Raw genomic sequence first — 14,254 nt, 5'->3', positions numbered from 1 at the left:
GCCGGAGCAATGAAAGGGGTTAACGGGGCAGCTGGCGCAGCAGCGGGAAGGCGGCGCTCATCTGATCGCCCCCCACCACGAAGCCGCACAGCTCGCCGGCTTGGTCGCGCGCCTCGGCCACCATGCCGTGGCTGTTCCAGCGGCACTGCCAGGCGAGATCTTCACCCCGGGTGCGGCCGGCCAATTGCAGCGGGTAGCGCGGCGTCTTCACCTTCACCAGCATGGGCGGCAGGGTCAGCGGAGTCGGCGTGCCGAGCAGGGTGCGCGCCAGCGCATTGGCACCCAGCACTATGGGTTGCAGGAAGGGGAGCAGCTGGCCCTGCCACTGCACGCAATCCCCCAGCGCGAAGATATGGGGATCGCTGGTCTGCAGCCGATCGTCGACCAGGATACCGCGCTCCACTTCCAGCCCGGCCCCCCGGGCCAGGGCCAGATTCGGCCGCAGGCCGATCGCGGCGATCACCAGATCCTGCTCGCTGACGCGGCCGTCAGTCAGGGTAACGCGCCAGCCATCGCCCGGCTGGGCATCTATCCTGGCGAGACCTGTCCCGAACTGCAGGCTGACCCCCTGGCTGCGCAGCGCCTGTTGCAACGGCTGGGTCAGGGTGGCGGGCAGCAGGGCGCTGAGCGGGCTGTCGGCCAGATCCAGCAGGGTGACCTCGCGGCCATCGCTCGCCATGTCCATCGCCAGCTCGCAGCCGATGAGGCCGCCCCCCAGCACCAGGATGCGGCGGGCCTGCTGGATTAGCCCCTCGGCGGCGGCGTACTCCTGCTGGCTGTTGAGGGTCACCAGATGCTCGCTGCCCGGCAGCTCGGGGCGCGCCGCGCTGGCACCGGTGGCCAGCACCAGCTGGCCGTAGGGGAAGCTGCCCTGCTCGGTCAGCACCAGCCGCCGGACGGGATCTATGCCAAGCACGGGGCAGTGGGGCAGCAGCGCGATGCGCTGCTGCTCAGCAAAGTCGCTGCCACTCTGGCGGGTCATGGCCGCGGCGGCGCAGCCCCGGCTCACCACGTGGCTGAGATCCGGCTTGTTGTACTCGTCACCGCTGTCGGCGGTGATGAGGCGGATGAGCTGCTCGGCGTCCAGCTTGCGCAGGCTCTTGACCAGCTGCTGGGCGGCGAAACCGCTGCCGATCACCACGATTTCCCGGCTAACGCCGGCGTCACTCTGCGTTGTTGTGCTCATACACAGGCCTCCACCGCACAGGGTTCGAATACCTCCTTGCCGATGCCACAACCCGGGCAGAGGAAGCTGTCAGGTACCTGAGCCCAGGGGGTGCCCGGCGCCACCAGCTGATCCGGTTCGCCCTGGGCCGGGTCGTAGACCCACTGGCAAACGGTGCAGAGCATGGGCTGGTCGTCGTCCCATTCAGCGGCGGCCGGGGTGACGACACGCGCAACCGGAACCTCGATCACGGGCGCCGCCACTGCGGCGTTATTTGTGATGATCGGGCGAGGCGCATCCAGCGGATGCAGCGCCCACTGGCGGGCCAGCTGGCGGCCGTGCTCACGGCATTCGGCCAGGGCCGAGCCATCCGGGCGCCACTTGGCCTTGAGGGAGATGCTGATGTCGAAACCCGCGTCCATCAACCGGGTCTGGATCCGGTCCACCGCGCCGCCGGTCCAGCCGTAGCTGCCGAAGGCCGAAGCCCGCTTGTTTCTGAAGCGCAGGCCGGTGATCTCCTCCAGCATGCCCGCCACCTTGGGCATCATGACGTTGTTCATGGTGGAGGAGCCCACCAGCACCCCCTTGGAGCGGAACACCTGGGTCAGGATCTCGTTCTTGTCGTGGCGGGCCACGTTGAAGATCTTCACCGCCACGCCCGGGTCTACCTCGTGGATGCCCTGGGCGATGGCGTCGGCCATCATGCGGGTGTTGTTGGACATGGAGTCGTAGAACAATGTGATGCGGTCTTCCTGATAGTGGTCGGCCCACTCCAGGTATTTCAGGATGATCTGGGTGGGGTCCTCGCGCCAGACGATGCCGTGGGAGGTGGCCACCATGCTTACCGGCAGGTTGAAGCCGAGCACTTCCTTGATCTTGGCGGTCACCAGCGGGCTGAAGGGGGTCAGTATGTTGGCGTAGTAGCGCTGGCACTGCTCCATCAGCTCGGTCTGATCCACCTCGTCGTTGAACAGGTGCTCGTCGCAGTAGTGCTGGCCGAAGGCGTCGTTGGAGAAGAGCACGGCGTCCTCCGTCATATAGGTCATCATGCTGTCGGGCCAGTGCAGCATGGGGGTCTCGATAAACACCAGCTGCTTGCCGTTGCCTATGTCCAGGCTGTCCCCTGTCTTGACCGGGTGGAAGTTCCACTCAGGATGATGATGATGACCTGTGATGGAGTCGATGGCGTTGTGGGTGCAGTAGATGGGGGTGCCTGGGATGCGGGCCATCAGCTCGGTCAGGGCGCCGGCGTGATCCTCCTCGGCGTGGTTGATCACCACGAAGTCGATGGAAGCGAGATCGATCTCCGCCGCCAGGTTCTGCACGAACTCCCGGCTGAATTTGTGATCGACGGTATCGATCAGCACGTTCTTCCCTTCGCGGATGAGATAGCTGTTGTAGCTGGTGCCCTTGTGGGTCTTGTACTCGGTGCCGTGGAAGTCGCGTACCTCCCAGTCCCGTTGGCCGACCCAGTGAATGTTGTTTTTGACGTGAATGCTCATCAAGTTGTTCCTCAGAATGCAATAGCGAATGTGCGACTGAACCAGCTATTGCAGTTGATGTGCCAACTTTTAACTTATTGTTTTTGCTTTATATTCATATCTGTCATTGTCATTTAGACAGCCACTCTCTATAGTCAAAATCACAAACACACTGTCATTTGGACAATCATCGTGATCTCGACCGACAGCCTGGCGCGCATCGCCCTCGACCTGCAACTCGGCATCTCCCATCAGGACAGATTCCACCGCCTGATCCAGAGCGTGCGCAGCCTGCTGCACTCAGACGCCTCGGCCCTGCTGCGCTACGAGGGGGGCCAGTTCATCCCGCTCGCCATCGACGGCCTGATGCAGGACGTGCTGGGGCGCCGCTTCGCCTTGCGGGATCACCCGCGCATGGAGGCCATCGCCCGGGCCGGCGACGTGGTGCGCTTCCCCGCCGACAGCGCCCTGCCCGACCCCTATGACGGCCTGATCCCGGATCACGACGACTTCAAGGTGCACGCCTGCGTCGGCCTGCCGCTCTTCTCGGATCAGGCTCTGATCGGCGCCCTGACCATAGACGGCATGAACCCGACCCAGTTTGACGGCATCAGCGACGAGGAGCTGCGGCTGGTGGGGGCCCTGGCCGCCGCCGCCCTCAGCAACGCCCTGCTGCTGGAGCGGCGCGCCCGCCAGAGCAGCGAGCCGCTCGCCTCAGTCCCCCATGCCGAGGGCCAGCCGGAGATGATAGGCCGCTCCCCCGCCATGGCCCGCCTGCGCCACGAGATAGAGGTAGTCGCCAGCTCGGAGCTGAACGTGCTGATCCTGGGGGAGACGGGGGTGGGCAAGGAGCTGATCGCCAAGGCGGTGCATCAGGGCTCACCCCGTGCCAGCGCGCCCCTGGTCTACCTCAACTGCGCCGCCCTGCCGGAATCGGTGGCCGAGAGCGAGCTGTTCGGCCACGTGAAGGGGGCCTTCACCGGCGCCATCCACAACCGGGCGGGCAAGTTCGAACTGGCGGACAAGGGCACATTGTTTCTGGACGAGATCGGCGAGCTGTCGCTGGCGCTGCAGGCCAAGCTGTTGCGGGTGCTGCAATACGGGGATCTGCAGCGCATCGGTGACGACACCCCGCTCAAGGTCAATGTGCGCATCCTGGCCGCCACCAACCGGGATCTGAAGCAGGCTGTGGTCGAGGGGCAGTTCCGGGCCGACCTCTACCACCGCTTGAGCGTCTTCCCGATCCAGGCCCCGGCACTGCGCGAGCGCCCCGGCGACATCCCCCTGCTGGCCGGTTATTTTTGCGAACGCTGCCGGGTCAGCCTGGGGCTGGAGCGGCTGCGCATCCTGCCCGGGGCACTGGCACTGCTCGAGGGTCACGACTGGCCGGGCAACGTGCGGGAACTCGAGCACGCCATCCACAGAGCCGCCGTGCTGGCGCGGGCCGAGCAGGGCAGCCAGTCCCCGGCCCTGGATGCCCATCACTTCAATCTGGGGGCGGCGGTCTCGCCGCCGCCTGCCGCCAGCACGGCACCCCCTGCCCCGCCCATCGCCGTTGGTCTCGGCCTGCGCGCCGCCACCGACGCCTTCCAGCTCGCGCTGATAGAGCAGACCCTGGCCGCCCATGACGGCAACTGGGCCGCCACCGCCCGGGCGCTTGAGCTGGACGGCGGCAACCTGCACCGGCTCGCCAGACGGCTCGGCCTCAAACCCTGAGGCCCGCCGCACCAAGCCCATAAACAAAACCCCCCTCGGTGACGAGGGGGTTTTTCGTGGTACCTATACGATGACCAGGGCCGTGGCATGGTCCATCGACGGCGGATTCAGTCGCGGGCACGGCGCAGGTGGTAGTCGACGTGATAGTCGTTGGCGTTGCGGAACATGATGGAGTAGTTGAGAAACTCCCCGTTCTCGCCATAAGAGAGCGAGGTCAGCCGCAGGATGGGCGCCCCCTGCTCGATATGCAGCAGCTCGGCCATCTGCCGGTCGGCCAGCACGGCGCTGAAGCTCTCGTAGTTGCCAGCGATGGGGAGCTGGCACTCGTTCTCGATATAGGCAAACTTGGAGCCCTCCAGATGGGCCACCGACAGGGTGCGAAACAGCCGCACCGGCATGTAGCTCTCCTCCACCAGCAGGGCCCGACCATCCACAGAACGCACCCGGCTGGAGTAGTAGATGGGCTCGTTTACCTTGACCCTGAGCTGGCTGGCAATCGCAGGTGCGGCCGGCATGGTACGAAACTCCAGCACCTTGCTGGTGAGCAGGCGACCCTGATCGCGCATCAGCTCGGTAAAGCCGCTCAGCCCCTTGGTCTCATGCTGGACATCCTTCTTGGTCACATAGGTGCCGCTGCCGTGGCGCCGCGCCACCAGCCCCCATTCGATCAGCATGTCCACTGCCTTGCGCACCGTCATGCGTGACACGCCGAACTGGCTCGCCAGCATTTTCTCGCTCGGCAATACGTCTCCCACCCGGCAATCCGCGCCATTGACCCGGATACGCAGCCGATCCGCCACCGATTTATAGATCACTGATAGACCTCTCCCGGCCTGTACCCGCGGCCCCCTCATTCAGGGACTCCAGGCTCAACCAATTTAAAATAAACAATTTTAAATTCAAATAAAACGACAAGAACGTCACAAAAACAAGATGTACAATAATATCTCAAAATTTAGATCTCTTTGTCTAAATAAGAGCATGCGCCGGATCACATAACCACCACATATTTCATGAGGGCTTGACCCATTGTTGTTAGGTTCAATTCAGCAACACAGACAACACCTCATCAAAAACTCTTTTAATAAAGGGACGATATATGCTCAGTCAAATTCAACGCTTTGGCGGAGCAATGTTTACTCCTGTACTACTGTTTCCATTTGCAGGTATGGTAGTGGGCATTGCAATCATGCTGAAAAATCCCATGTTCGTGGGAGAGGCGCTGGCAAACCCGCAAGGGTTGTTCTTTCAAATAGTCAATATTATTGAAGAAGGTGGCTGGACCGTATTCAGAAACATGCCACTTATATTTGCCATCGGTTTACCGATTGGGCTGGCAAATAAGGCGCAGGCACGAGCCTGTCTCTCCGTATTGGTCAGCTTCATGACCTGGAATTATTTCATCAATGCCATGGGGATGACCTGGGGCGACTATTTCGGGGTCGATTTCAATCAGGTGGTCGGCGGCGAAAGCGGCCTGGCCATGGTCACCGGGATCAAGACGCTGGACACCAGCATCATAGGGGCCATCGCCATCTCGGGTATAGTCACCGCCCTGCACAACCGGCTGTTTGATCGACAGTTGCCCGTCTTTCTCGGCATCTTTCAGGGCAGCTCCTTTGTCACCATCATTGCCTTCTTCGTGATGATCCCCTGTGCCTGGCTGACCCTGCTGGGGTGGCCCAAGGTACAGATGGGCATCGCATCCCTGCAGGAGTTCATGCTGATCTCGGGCCCGCTCGGTGTCTGGGTCTACACCTTCCTCGAGCGCATCCTGATCCCGACCGGACTGCACCACTTCATCTATGGCCCCTTCATCTTCGGCCCGGCCGCGGTGGAAGGCGGCATCCAGCTCTACTGGGCCCAGCATCTGCAGGAGTTCAGCCAGAGCACGCGTCCGCTCATCGAGCTGTTCCCCCAGGGTGGCTTCGCACTGCACGGCAACTCCAAGATCTTCGGTGCCATGGGGATTGCCCTGGCCATCTACGCCACTGCAGCCCGTGAAAACAAGGCCAAGGTGGCCGGTCTGCTGATCCCGGCGACCCTGACCGCCATGCTGGTGGGCATCACAGAGCCGCTTGAATTCACTTTCCTCTTCATCTCGCCACTGCTGTTTGCCATCCATGCCCTGCTGGCTGCCACCATGGCCACAGTCATGTACCTGTTCGGTGTCGTCGGCAACATGGGCGGCGGCCTGCTCGACCAGTTCCTGCCGCAGAACTGGATCCCCATGTTCCACAACCATGCCGGCATGATGTTTACCCAGATAGCCATAGGCCTGGTGTTTACCGGACTCTGGTTCCTGATATTCAGGAGTCTCATTCTGAGATTCAATTTGAAAACCCCGGGGCGGGAAGACAGCGAAATAAAGCTGTATTCCAAGGCCGATTATCAGGCAGCCAAACAACAACGAGGCAGTGATATTGCGGAGCAAATTATCGAGGCACTCGGCGGCAGCAAAAACATAAGAAGCCTGAATAATTGCGCCACCCGCTTAAGAATATCGCTGATAAATTCCAGCCAGGCTGCGGCAGATGACATATTCAGACAACTGGGCGCCCATGGTGTGGTTCGTCATGGCGACAGCATTCAAATAATCATAGGTCTGCATGTGCCTCAGGTACGTGAAAATATGGAATCGATAATGAACAACCCCACTCAATCCTCTTCTTTCGTAACGGAGTCATGATCATGAAAAAATTCTCTGTAGTCATCGCCGGCGGCGGCAGCACTTTCACACCGGGTATCGTCCTCATGCTGCTGGAGAACCAGCATCGTTTCCCGCTCAAGGAGATCAAGTTCTACGACAACGATGGTGCCCGCCAGGAAGTCATCGCCGAGGCATGCAGGATCCTGTTGAAAGAGAAGGCACCCGAGATTGCCTTCAGCTACGGTACCGATCCCAAGGCGGCCTTCAGCGAGGTGGATTTTGTCATGGCCCACATCCGGGTCGGCAAATACCCCATGCGCGAGCAGGACGAGAAGATCCCCCTGCGCCACGGCGTGGTCGGTCAGGAGACCTGTGGCCCAGGCGGCATCGCCTACGGCATGCGCTCCATCGGCGGCGTACTGGAGCTGGTCGACTACATGGAGCAGTACTCCCCCAACGCTTGGATGCTGAACTACTCCAACCCGGCCGCCATAGTGGCGGAGGCGACCCGTCGCCTACGTCCCAACGCCAAAATCCTCAACATCTGCGACATGCCGATCGGGATCGAGGGGCGCATGGCCCAGATCGCCGGCCTCAAGTCACGCAAAGAGATGCGGGTACGCTACTACGGTCTCAACCACTTCGGCTGGTGGACCCGCATCGAGGATCTGGCAGGCAACGACCTGATGCCGAAGATCAAGGAACACGTCGCCCGCCACGGCTATGTGCCCAACAGCGCCAGCCATGCCGAAGCAAGCTGGAACGATACCTTCGCCAAGGCCAGGGATGTGTGGGCGCTCGATCCAGATACCCTGCCCAACACCTATCTCAAGTACTACCTCTACCCTGACTATGTGGTGGCCCATGCCAACCCTGAGCATACCCGCGCCAACGAGGTGATGGAGCACCGCGAGAAGCAGGTGTTCAGCGCCTGTCGCACCATCGTCAAGGCGGGTCACTCAGAAGCGGGGGAGCTGGAGATAGACGAGCACGCCTCCTATATCGTGGATCTGGCCACAGCCATCGCCTTCAACACCCAGGAGCGGATGCTGCTGATAGTCCCGAACCGGGGTGCCATCAACAACTTCGACCCCGAGGCCATGGTCGAGATCCCCTGTCTGGTGGGCAGCAGCGGGCCAGAGCCCTTGCAGGTCGGCAATATTCCCCTGTTCCAGCAAGGCTTGATGGGCCAGCAGGTGGCGGTCGAGAAGCTGGTGGTGGAAGCCTGGGTCGAACGCTCCTACCAGAAGCTGTGGCAGGCGATCACCCTGTCTAAGACGGTGCCGAGCGCCTCGGTGGCGAAGGCCATCCTGGATGACCTGATGGCCGCCAACAAGGATTACTGGCCGCCGCTGCAATAAATCGCCCACAAACAAAAACCCCCTCGGTGACGAGGGGGTTTTTCGTGGTGCCGACTATCGCCGTGCAATACGGCGTGGCGGTCAGCGCAGGGATTTGACCGAGCGGCGAACGATAAGCTCAGGCTCTACCGTCATGGACTCGACTTCCAGCGCCTTGTTGCGGATCCGGCTCACCAGGTGCTTCACCGCCAGCAGGCCGAGCTCGGCCTTGGGGTGGCGGATGGTGGTGAGCGGCGGACTGGAGAAGCGCGCCATTTCCACGTCGTCATAGCCGATCATGGAGATGTCGTCCGGCACCTTGACCCCGGCTTCCCAGGCGGCGCAGATAGCGCCGATCGCCATGGGATCGTCGAAGGCAAAAACCGCCGTCGGGCGAGGCGTGAGGGCCAGGATCCGCTGCATGGCATCGAAACCGCTCTGGCTCTCGTAATCCCCTTCGAAGATCTGCTCGTCTTTCAGGGTCAGGCCATGTTCGCCCAGGGCATCGCGTACCCCGTCCAGTCGCTGCTGGGTGGTCGGCTTGGAGATCTGACCCGTGATGCAGACGATGTCCGTGTGACCCTGCTCCAGCAGATGGCGCACGGCCAGACGCGCGCCTATGCGGGCGTTGTCATTGATCACGTTGGCGAAATCGCACTCGGTGCCCCAATCCAGCACCACCTGCGGCACATTCTTGTGGATCCGCAGCATGTCGCGCAGCGGGGTGTCGATATCGGTTCCCAGCACCAGCAAACCGTCGACCCGCTTCTCCATCAGCATTCTCAGGTAATGCTGCTGGCGGGGCGGCTGGTTTTCGGTGTTGCACAGGATCAGGCTGTAACCCTGTTCGAAACAGTACGCCTCCACCCCTTGCACCACTTCCGCAAAGAAGGGGTTGGCACTGGTGGTGACCAGCATGCCGATGGTCTTGGTTGAGTTTATCTTGAGGCTGCGCGCTACCGAATTGGGCGCGTAGTTGAGTTCTGCCACCGCCTCAAGCACTTTTTGGGTTGCATCTTCGCTGACCCGACGGGTGTGATTGAGTACATGTGAGACGGTGGAGATGGATACGCCTGCCCGTGAGGCGACATCCTTGATAGTGGCCATCTCTGTCTCCTGAATATCAAAAGCGGAACATTAGCAGATTTCCCGAATAAAGGCTTGGTTTTAACAGGCGCTGCCAATGAATTGTCAATGCTGGCTAATCTAGGGGCTCATTTCTATTTGCGCAAATGGATTTTGGTCAAAATGGGAGCAGTGTCAGGGTAAAATATCGTCAGCTTTTTCATCTGCCATTTGTCATCAGCACATCTTGTTGTAAAGATGTTAACTTAACAAAACAGCATTAACGTCCACCGTGTCGTTTAAAACTAGCCATTTGCTCCAAAAAAGCACTAACCCACCCGCTCTGGTTAGTATCTTTAACAGCTTGTTATTGCCCAGCGAGGAATGATAGAACCATACCTATTACCGGACTGGCGGGATCACGGTCCGGAATGGCACACGGAAAATGAAACAATCCACTGATTAAGGGACGAATCGATGAATAAGTTGAGCAAAATGGCAGTCAGGACAGCGGTTTCTATGGCTCTGTTCGGATCGGTATCGCTGGCTCACGCGGCAGACACCATCAAGATCGGCATCGCCGGCCCGGTCACAGGCCCGGTCGCCCAGTACGGTGACATGCAGTTCACCGGCGGCAAGATGGCGGTCGAGCAGATCAACAAGGCGGGTGGCATCAAGGGCAAGCAGATCGAAGCCGTCATCTATGACGACGCCTGCGATCCCAAGCAGGCCGTAGCGGTCGCCAACAAGGTGATCAACGACGGCGTCAAGTTCGTGGTCGGCCACCTCTGCTCAGACAACACTCTGCCCGCCTCCGACATCTATGAAGATGAAGGCGTGCTGATGATCACTCCAGCCTCCACCAACCCCAAGATCACCGAGCGTGGCTATCAACTGGTGCTGCGTACCATAGGCCTGGACAGCGACCAGGGCCCGACCGCCGCCAAGTACATCATCGAGCAGGTCAAGCCCAAGCGCGTGGCCGTCATTCATGACAAGAAGCAGTACGGTGAAGGCATTGCTACCAGCGTGAAGGCATCGCTGGACAAGGCCGGCGTGAAAGTGGTGGCGTTCGAAGGCATTACCGCCGGTGACAAGGACTTCTCCGCCCTGATCGCCAAGCTGCAGAAAGAGAACGTCGATTTCGTCTACTACGGTGGCTACCACCCCGAGCTGGGTCTGATCCTGCGCCAGGCTGGCGAGAAGGGCCTGAAAGCCAAGTTCATGGGTCCGGAAGGGGTTGGCAACAAGGACATCTCCGCCATCGGTGGCCCGGCTTCCGAAGGCCTGCTGGTCACTCTGCCCAACAAGTACGATCTGGTACCGGCCAACGCCCCGCTGGTAGCCGCGTTCAAGGCCAAGGGCCAGGACTCCTCCGGTCCGTTCGTGTGGACTACCTATGCGGCGGTGCAGACACTGGCTGCCGGTATCGCCAAGGCGGGTGAAGATGACCCGGCTGCGGTCGCTGCCGCCATCAAGGCCACGCCGATCGATACCGTCATGGGTACCCTGAGCTGGGCACCGAGTGGCGACCTGAAAGGCTTTGAATTCGGTGTGTTCCAATGGCACGCCGACGGTACCTCCACTCAACTCAAATAATCTGCCGGCCGGGGTGACATGAGTCACCCCTCCTTTCTTTGCGGGCAAGTACAGGGATCGCAGTATGTCCGAACACCTCCTTTACCTGGTTCAGCAGCTGCTGAACGGGTTAACCATAGGTAGCACCTATGCGTTGATCGCCATTGGCTACACCATGGTCTATGGCATCATCGGCATGATCAACTTCGCCCACGGCGAGGTGTACATGATCGGCTCCTATGTCGCGTTTATGGTGATGGCCGGGCTCATGATGATGGGCATCGACAGCACAGTCCTGCTGCTGGGAGGTGCCTTCCTGGTCAGCATCATCATCACGGGAACCTATGGCTGGACCATAGAGCGGGTCGCCTATCGTCCGCTGCGGGGCGGCAACCGCCTCATCCCCCTCATCTCCGCCATCGGCATGTCGATCTTCTTGCAGAACATGATGCGAATGGCTCAGGGCTCGCGCGATATCGCCATGCCCACCCTGATCTCCGGGGGCTGGACCCTGGGCACCGAGGACGGCTTTCAGGCCAGTCTCTCCTACATGCAGCTCATCATCTTCGTGGTGACCTTCATCACCATGCTGGCGCTGACCCAGTTCATCGGCCGCTCCCGCATGGGCCGTGCCTGCCGTGCCTGTTCGGAAGACATCAAGATGGCCAACCTGCTGGGGATTGATACCCACGTGGTCATCTCCATCACCTTCGTGCTGGGGGCCACCCTGGCCGCCGTCGCGGGTGTGCTGCTCGGCATGTATTACGGCGTCATCAACCCCTATCTCGGCTTTATGGCCGGGCTGAAAGCCTTCACTGCTGCGGTATTGGGCGGCATCGGCAGCATACCTGGCGCCGTGCTCGGCGGCCTGCTGCTGGGGGTGGTGGAAGCACTCACCGCCGGCTATCTCAGCACCGAGTACAAGGATGTGATGGCCTTCGCCCTGCTGATTGGCGTTCTGTTGTTCATGCCCACCGGTATTCTCGGCCGCCCGGAGGTCGAGAAAGTATGATGAAACATCAATATATTCATACACCTGTCGCCAGCCTGATGCGGCTCTTCATGTCCATCAGCGGCATTCTTGGCCGACCGGAAGTGGAGAAAGTCTGATGAAACGCCAATTCATTCACGCCTGCATCGCCAGCCTGGTATTGCTGGTGCTCTCCTTCTGGCTGCTCGGCTTCAAACTCGAGACCGACGGCACCCGTTTGCTGGTAGTCAGCCGCCTCGACGTGTCACTGGCCTGGCTGGTGGGCGGTGCCGCCCTGGTGTTCTGGTTCCAGATGTTGCGCGGCCAGATCAGCCGGCTGTTCAAAGGCTCCATCAGCGGCTTCTCCATCGGCTTCACCAAGCTGGTACTGCCAAGCCCGGAAGAGGCACCAAAGCTCTATAACCTCACCGCCGTGCTGGTGCTGCTGTTTGCAGTGAGCTGGCCCTTCATGGCCTCTCGCGGCGCCATCGATCTCGCCACTCTCACCCTGATTTACATCATGCTGGGACTGGGGCTGAACGTGGTGGTGGGCCTGGCCGGTCTGCTGGATCTGGGCTACGTCGGCTTCTACGCGGTCGGCGCCTACAGCTATGCCCTGCTCAACACCTACTTCGGCCTGAGCTTCTGGGAGTGTCTGCCCATCGCCGGCCTGATGGCGGCTACATTCGGCTTCCTGCTCGGTTTTCCCGTGCTGCGGCTGCGCGGGGACTATCTGGCCATCGTCACGCTGGGCTTTGGCGAGATCATTCGCATCCTGCTCAACAACATGACAAGCCTCACCGGCGGCCCGAACGGCATCTCCGGTATTCCCAAACCGACCCTGGGCGGTCTGGAGTTCAACCGCACCGTCAAGGATGGGGGCTTTGGCACCTTCCACGACTTCTTCGGCATCGCCTACAACGCCAACCACAAGGTGATCTTCCTCTACCTGATGGCGCTGGTGCTGGTGGTGGCCACCCTGTTCGTCATCAACCGCTTGCTGCGCATGCCGCTGGGCCGTGCCTGGGAAGCGCTGCGGGAGGACGAGATCGCCTGCAAGTCGCTGGGGCTCAACCCCACCATCATCAAACTGACCGCCTTCACCATAGGCGCCTGTTTTGCAGGCTTCGCCGGCAGCTTCTTTGCCTCGCGCCAGGGCTTCATCAGCCCGGAGTCCTTCGTCTTCATCGAGTCGGCCATAGTCCTCGCCATCGTGGTGCTGGGCGGCATGGGCTCCCAGATCGGGGTGGTGCTGGCCGCCATAGTAATGACGGTGCTGCCTGAACTGGCCCGTGAATTCAACGAGTACCGCATGCTGATGTTCGGTCTGCTGATGGTGTTCATGATGATCTGGCGGCCACAGGGACTGCTGCCGATGACCAGACCTCACCTGGAGCTACAGAAATGAACAGTCATCAGAAGTTGTTGGAAGTCTCTGATCTGTCGATGCGTTTCGGAGGCTTGTTGGCCGTCAACGGCGTCAAGCTGGACATAGACAAGGGGGAGGTGATCTCCATCATTGGCCCCAACGGTGCGGGCAAGACCACCGTCTTCAACTGCCTGACCGGCTTCTATCGCCCGAGCGGTGGCACCATTCGCTACAAGGGTGAGGAGATCCAGGGGCTGCCCGGTCACCTTATCGCCCGCAAGGGGATAGTGCGCACCTTCCAGCACGTGCGGCTGTTCAAGGACATGACGGCAGTGGAGAACCTGCTGGTGGCCCAACATCGCCACCTGAACACCAGTTTTATCGCCGGCCTGTTCAAGACCCCGGCTTTTCGCCGTGCCGAGCAGGAGGGACTGGAACACGCCGCCTTCTGGCTGGAAAAGGTGGGCCTCAAGGATCTCTCCAATCGCGCCGCCGGCAACCTGGCCTATGGCCAGCAACGCCGGCTCGAGATCGCCCGCTGCATGGCGACCCGGCCCGATCTGCTGATGCTGGACGAACCTGCCGCCGGCCTCAACCCCCACGAGACCGATGAGCTGAACGAGCTGATCATCAGCCTGCGGGACGAATTTGGCGTCTCTGTGCTGCTGATCGAACACGACATGAAGCTGGTGATGGGTATTTCCAACCGCATCTTCGTGGTCAATCAGGGTACCCCGCTGGCCCACGGCAAGCCGGACGAGATCCGCAACAATCCGGCCGTGATCAAGGCCTATCTGGGCGAGTCATAGGGTCTGTTGACGTTTCGTCACGACCGCGACAGAGTCAGTTTTGACGCGAAACTAGGCGCGAGGCGCGAAGTTTGGTGATCCATATGAGCCGTCGAGTAACGACGTTACGCG

The 14,254-nt window shown here is 60.7% G+C and carries 11 protein-coding genes; 7 read left to right on the top strand and 4 right to left on the bottom strand.

What is annotated here, in order from left to right:
- Positions 1-19 precede the first annotated feature (19 nt).
- Complete coding sequence (gene norW / locus ACW5XD_RS19705) at positions 20-1,186, bottom strand: NADH:flavorubredoxin reductase NorW (RefSeq protein ID WP_456496338.1); 1,167 nt, start codon at positions 1,184-1,186, stop codon at positions 20-22.
- Entirely contained in the window at positions 1,183-2,667 is a 1,485-nt protein-coding gene (gene norV, locus ACW5XD_RS19700; RefSeq protein ID WP_456496337.1) for an anaerobic nitric oxide reductase flavorubredoxin, read from the bottom strand. The genes norW and norV overlap by 4 nt, the downstream gene beginning before the upstream one ends.
- A 171-nt stretch (positions 2,668-2,838) precedes the next feature.
- Between norV and norR the strand changes: the two genes are divergently transcribed.
- Positions 2,839-4,362 (top strand): nitric oxide reductase transcriptional regulator NorR, encoded by a 1,524-nt coding sequence (gene norR / locus ACW5XD_RS19695; RefSeq protein WP_456496336.1) that lies wholly within the window; start codon positions 2,839-2,841, stop codon positions 4,360-4,362.
- A gap of 107 nt (positions 4,363-4,469) precedes the next feature.
- On the opposite strand, the gene ACW5XD_RS19690 is transcribed toward norR, so the two are convergent.
- Positions 4,470-5,177 (bottom strand): GntR family transcriptional regulator, encoded by a 708-nt coding sequence (locus ACW5XD_RS19690; RefSeq protein ID WP_456496335.1) that lies wholly within the window; start codon positions 5,175-5,177, stop codon positions 4,470-4,472.
- 284 nt (positions 5,178-5,461) lie between these two features.
- Between ACW5XD_RS19690 and ACW5XD_RS19685 the strand changes: the two genes are divergently transcribed.
- Together ACW5XD_RS19685 and ACW5XD_RS19680 are read left to right on the top strand one after the other, a co-directional pair.
- Positions 5,462-7,051, top strand: a complete 1,590-nt coding sequence (locus ACW5XD_RS19685) for an alpha-glucoside-specific PTS transporter subunit IIBC (protein WP_456496334.1) — start codon at positions 5,462-5,464, stop codon at positions 7,049-7,051.
- Entirely contained in the window at positions 7,048-8,373 is a 1,326-nt protein-coding gene (locus ACW5XD_RS19680) for a 6-phospho-alpha-glucosidase (RefSeq protein ID WP_456496333.1), read from the top strand. The genes ACW5XD_RS19685 and ACW5XD_RS19680 overlap by 4 nt, the downstream gene beginning before the upstream one ends.
- A gap of 81 nt (positions 8,374-8,454) precedes the next feature.
- Here ACW5XD_RS19680 and ACW5XD_RS19675 read toward each other — a convergent pair whose 3' ends face one another.
- Positions 8,455-9,459 (bottom strand): substrate-binding domain-containing protein, encoded by a 1,005-nt coding sequence (locus ACW5XD_RS19675; protein WP_456496332.1) that lies wholly within the window; start codon positions 9,457-9,459, stop codon positions 8,455-8,457.
- Between the two features lie 435 nt (positions 9,460-9,894).
- Between ACW5XD_RS19675 and ACW5XD_RS19670 the strand changes: the two genes are divergently transcribed.
- The 4 genes from ACW5XD_RS19670 to livG all read left to right on the top strand — a co-directional run bounded on the left by ACW5XD_RS19670 (position 9,895) and on the right by livG (position 14,143).
- Positions 9,895-11,016, top strand: coding sequence for a branched-chain amino acid ABC transporter substrate-binding protein (locus ACW5XD_RS19670; RefSeq protein ID WP_456496331.1), 1,122 nt, complete (start codon positions 9,895-9,897; stop codon positions 11,014-11,016).
- Between the two features lie 64 nt (positions 11,017-11,080).
- Positions 11,081-12,007: a high-affinity branched-chain amino acid ABC transporter permease LivH gene (gene livH / locus ACW5XD_RS19665; protein ID WP_456496330.1), complete on the top strand. Its 927-nt coding sequence runs from the start codon at positions 11,081-11,083 to the stop codon at positions 12,005-12,007.
- Positions 12,008-12,104: 97 nt separating this feature from the next.
- Positions 12,105-13,373, top strand: a complete 1,269-nt coding sequence (locus tag ACW5XD_RS19660; RefSeq protein WP_456496329.1) for a high-affinity branched-chain amino acid ABC transporter permease LivM — start codon at positions 12,105-12,107, stop codon at positions 13,371-13,373.
- Positions 13,370-14,143 carry a high-affinity branched-chain amino acid ABC transporter ATP-binding protein LivG gene (gene livG / locus ACW5XD_RS19655; RefSeq protein WP_456496328.1) on the top strand — a complete coding sequence of 258 codons (774 nt, stop codon included), beginning with the start codon at positions 13,370-13,372 and terminating at the stop codon, positions 14,141-14,143. Before ACW5XD_RS19660 ends, livG begins: the two co-directional genes overlap by 4 nt.
- Positions 14,144-14,254: the final 111 nt, after the last annotated feature.

Source organism: Aeromonas enterica (assembly GCF_054052465.1).
Note: the sequence above shows the minus strand (reverse complement) of the source record. Positions and strands in the feature narration are given on the sequence as shown.

Coding starts and splice junctions, on each gene's coding strand:
- livG (WP_456496328.1), top strand. CDS start 13,370: ATGAACAGTCATCAGAAGTTGTTGGAAGTCTCTGATCTGTCGATGCGT.
- livH (WP_456496330.1), top strand. CDS start 11,081: ATGTCCGAACACCTCCTTTACCTGGTTCAGCAGCTGCTGAACGGGTTA.
- ACW5XD_RS19675 (WP_456496332.1), bottom strand. CDS start 9,459: ATGGCCACTATCAAGGATGTCGCCTCACGGGCAGGCGTATCCATCTCC.
- ACW5XD_RS19680 (WP_456496333.1), top strand. CDS start 7,048: ATGATCATGAAAAAATTCTCTGTAGTCATCGCCGGCGGCGGCAGCACT.
- norV (WP_456496337.1), bottom strand. CDS start 2,667: ATGAGCATTCACGTCAAAAACAACATTCACTGGGTCGGCCAACGGGAC.
- ACW5XD_RS19670 (WP_456496331.1), top strand. CDS start 9,895: ATGAATAAGTTGAGCAAAATGGCAGTCAGGACAGCGGTTTCTATGGCT.
- norW (WP_456496338.1), bottom strand. CDS start 1,186: ATGAGCACAACAACGCAGAGTGACGCCGGCGTTAGCCGGGAAATCGTG.
- ACW5XD_RS19685 (WP_456496334.1), top strand. CDS start 5,462: ATGCTCAGTCAAATTCAACGCTTTGGCGGAGCAATGTTTACTCCTGTA.
- ACW5XD_RS19660 (WP_456496329.1), top strand. CDS start 12,105: ATGAAACGCCAATTCATTCACGCCTGCATCGCCAGCCTGGTATTGCTG.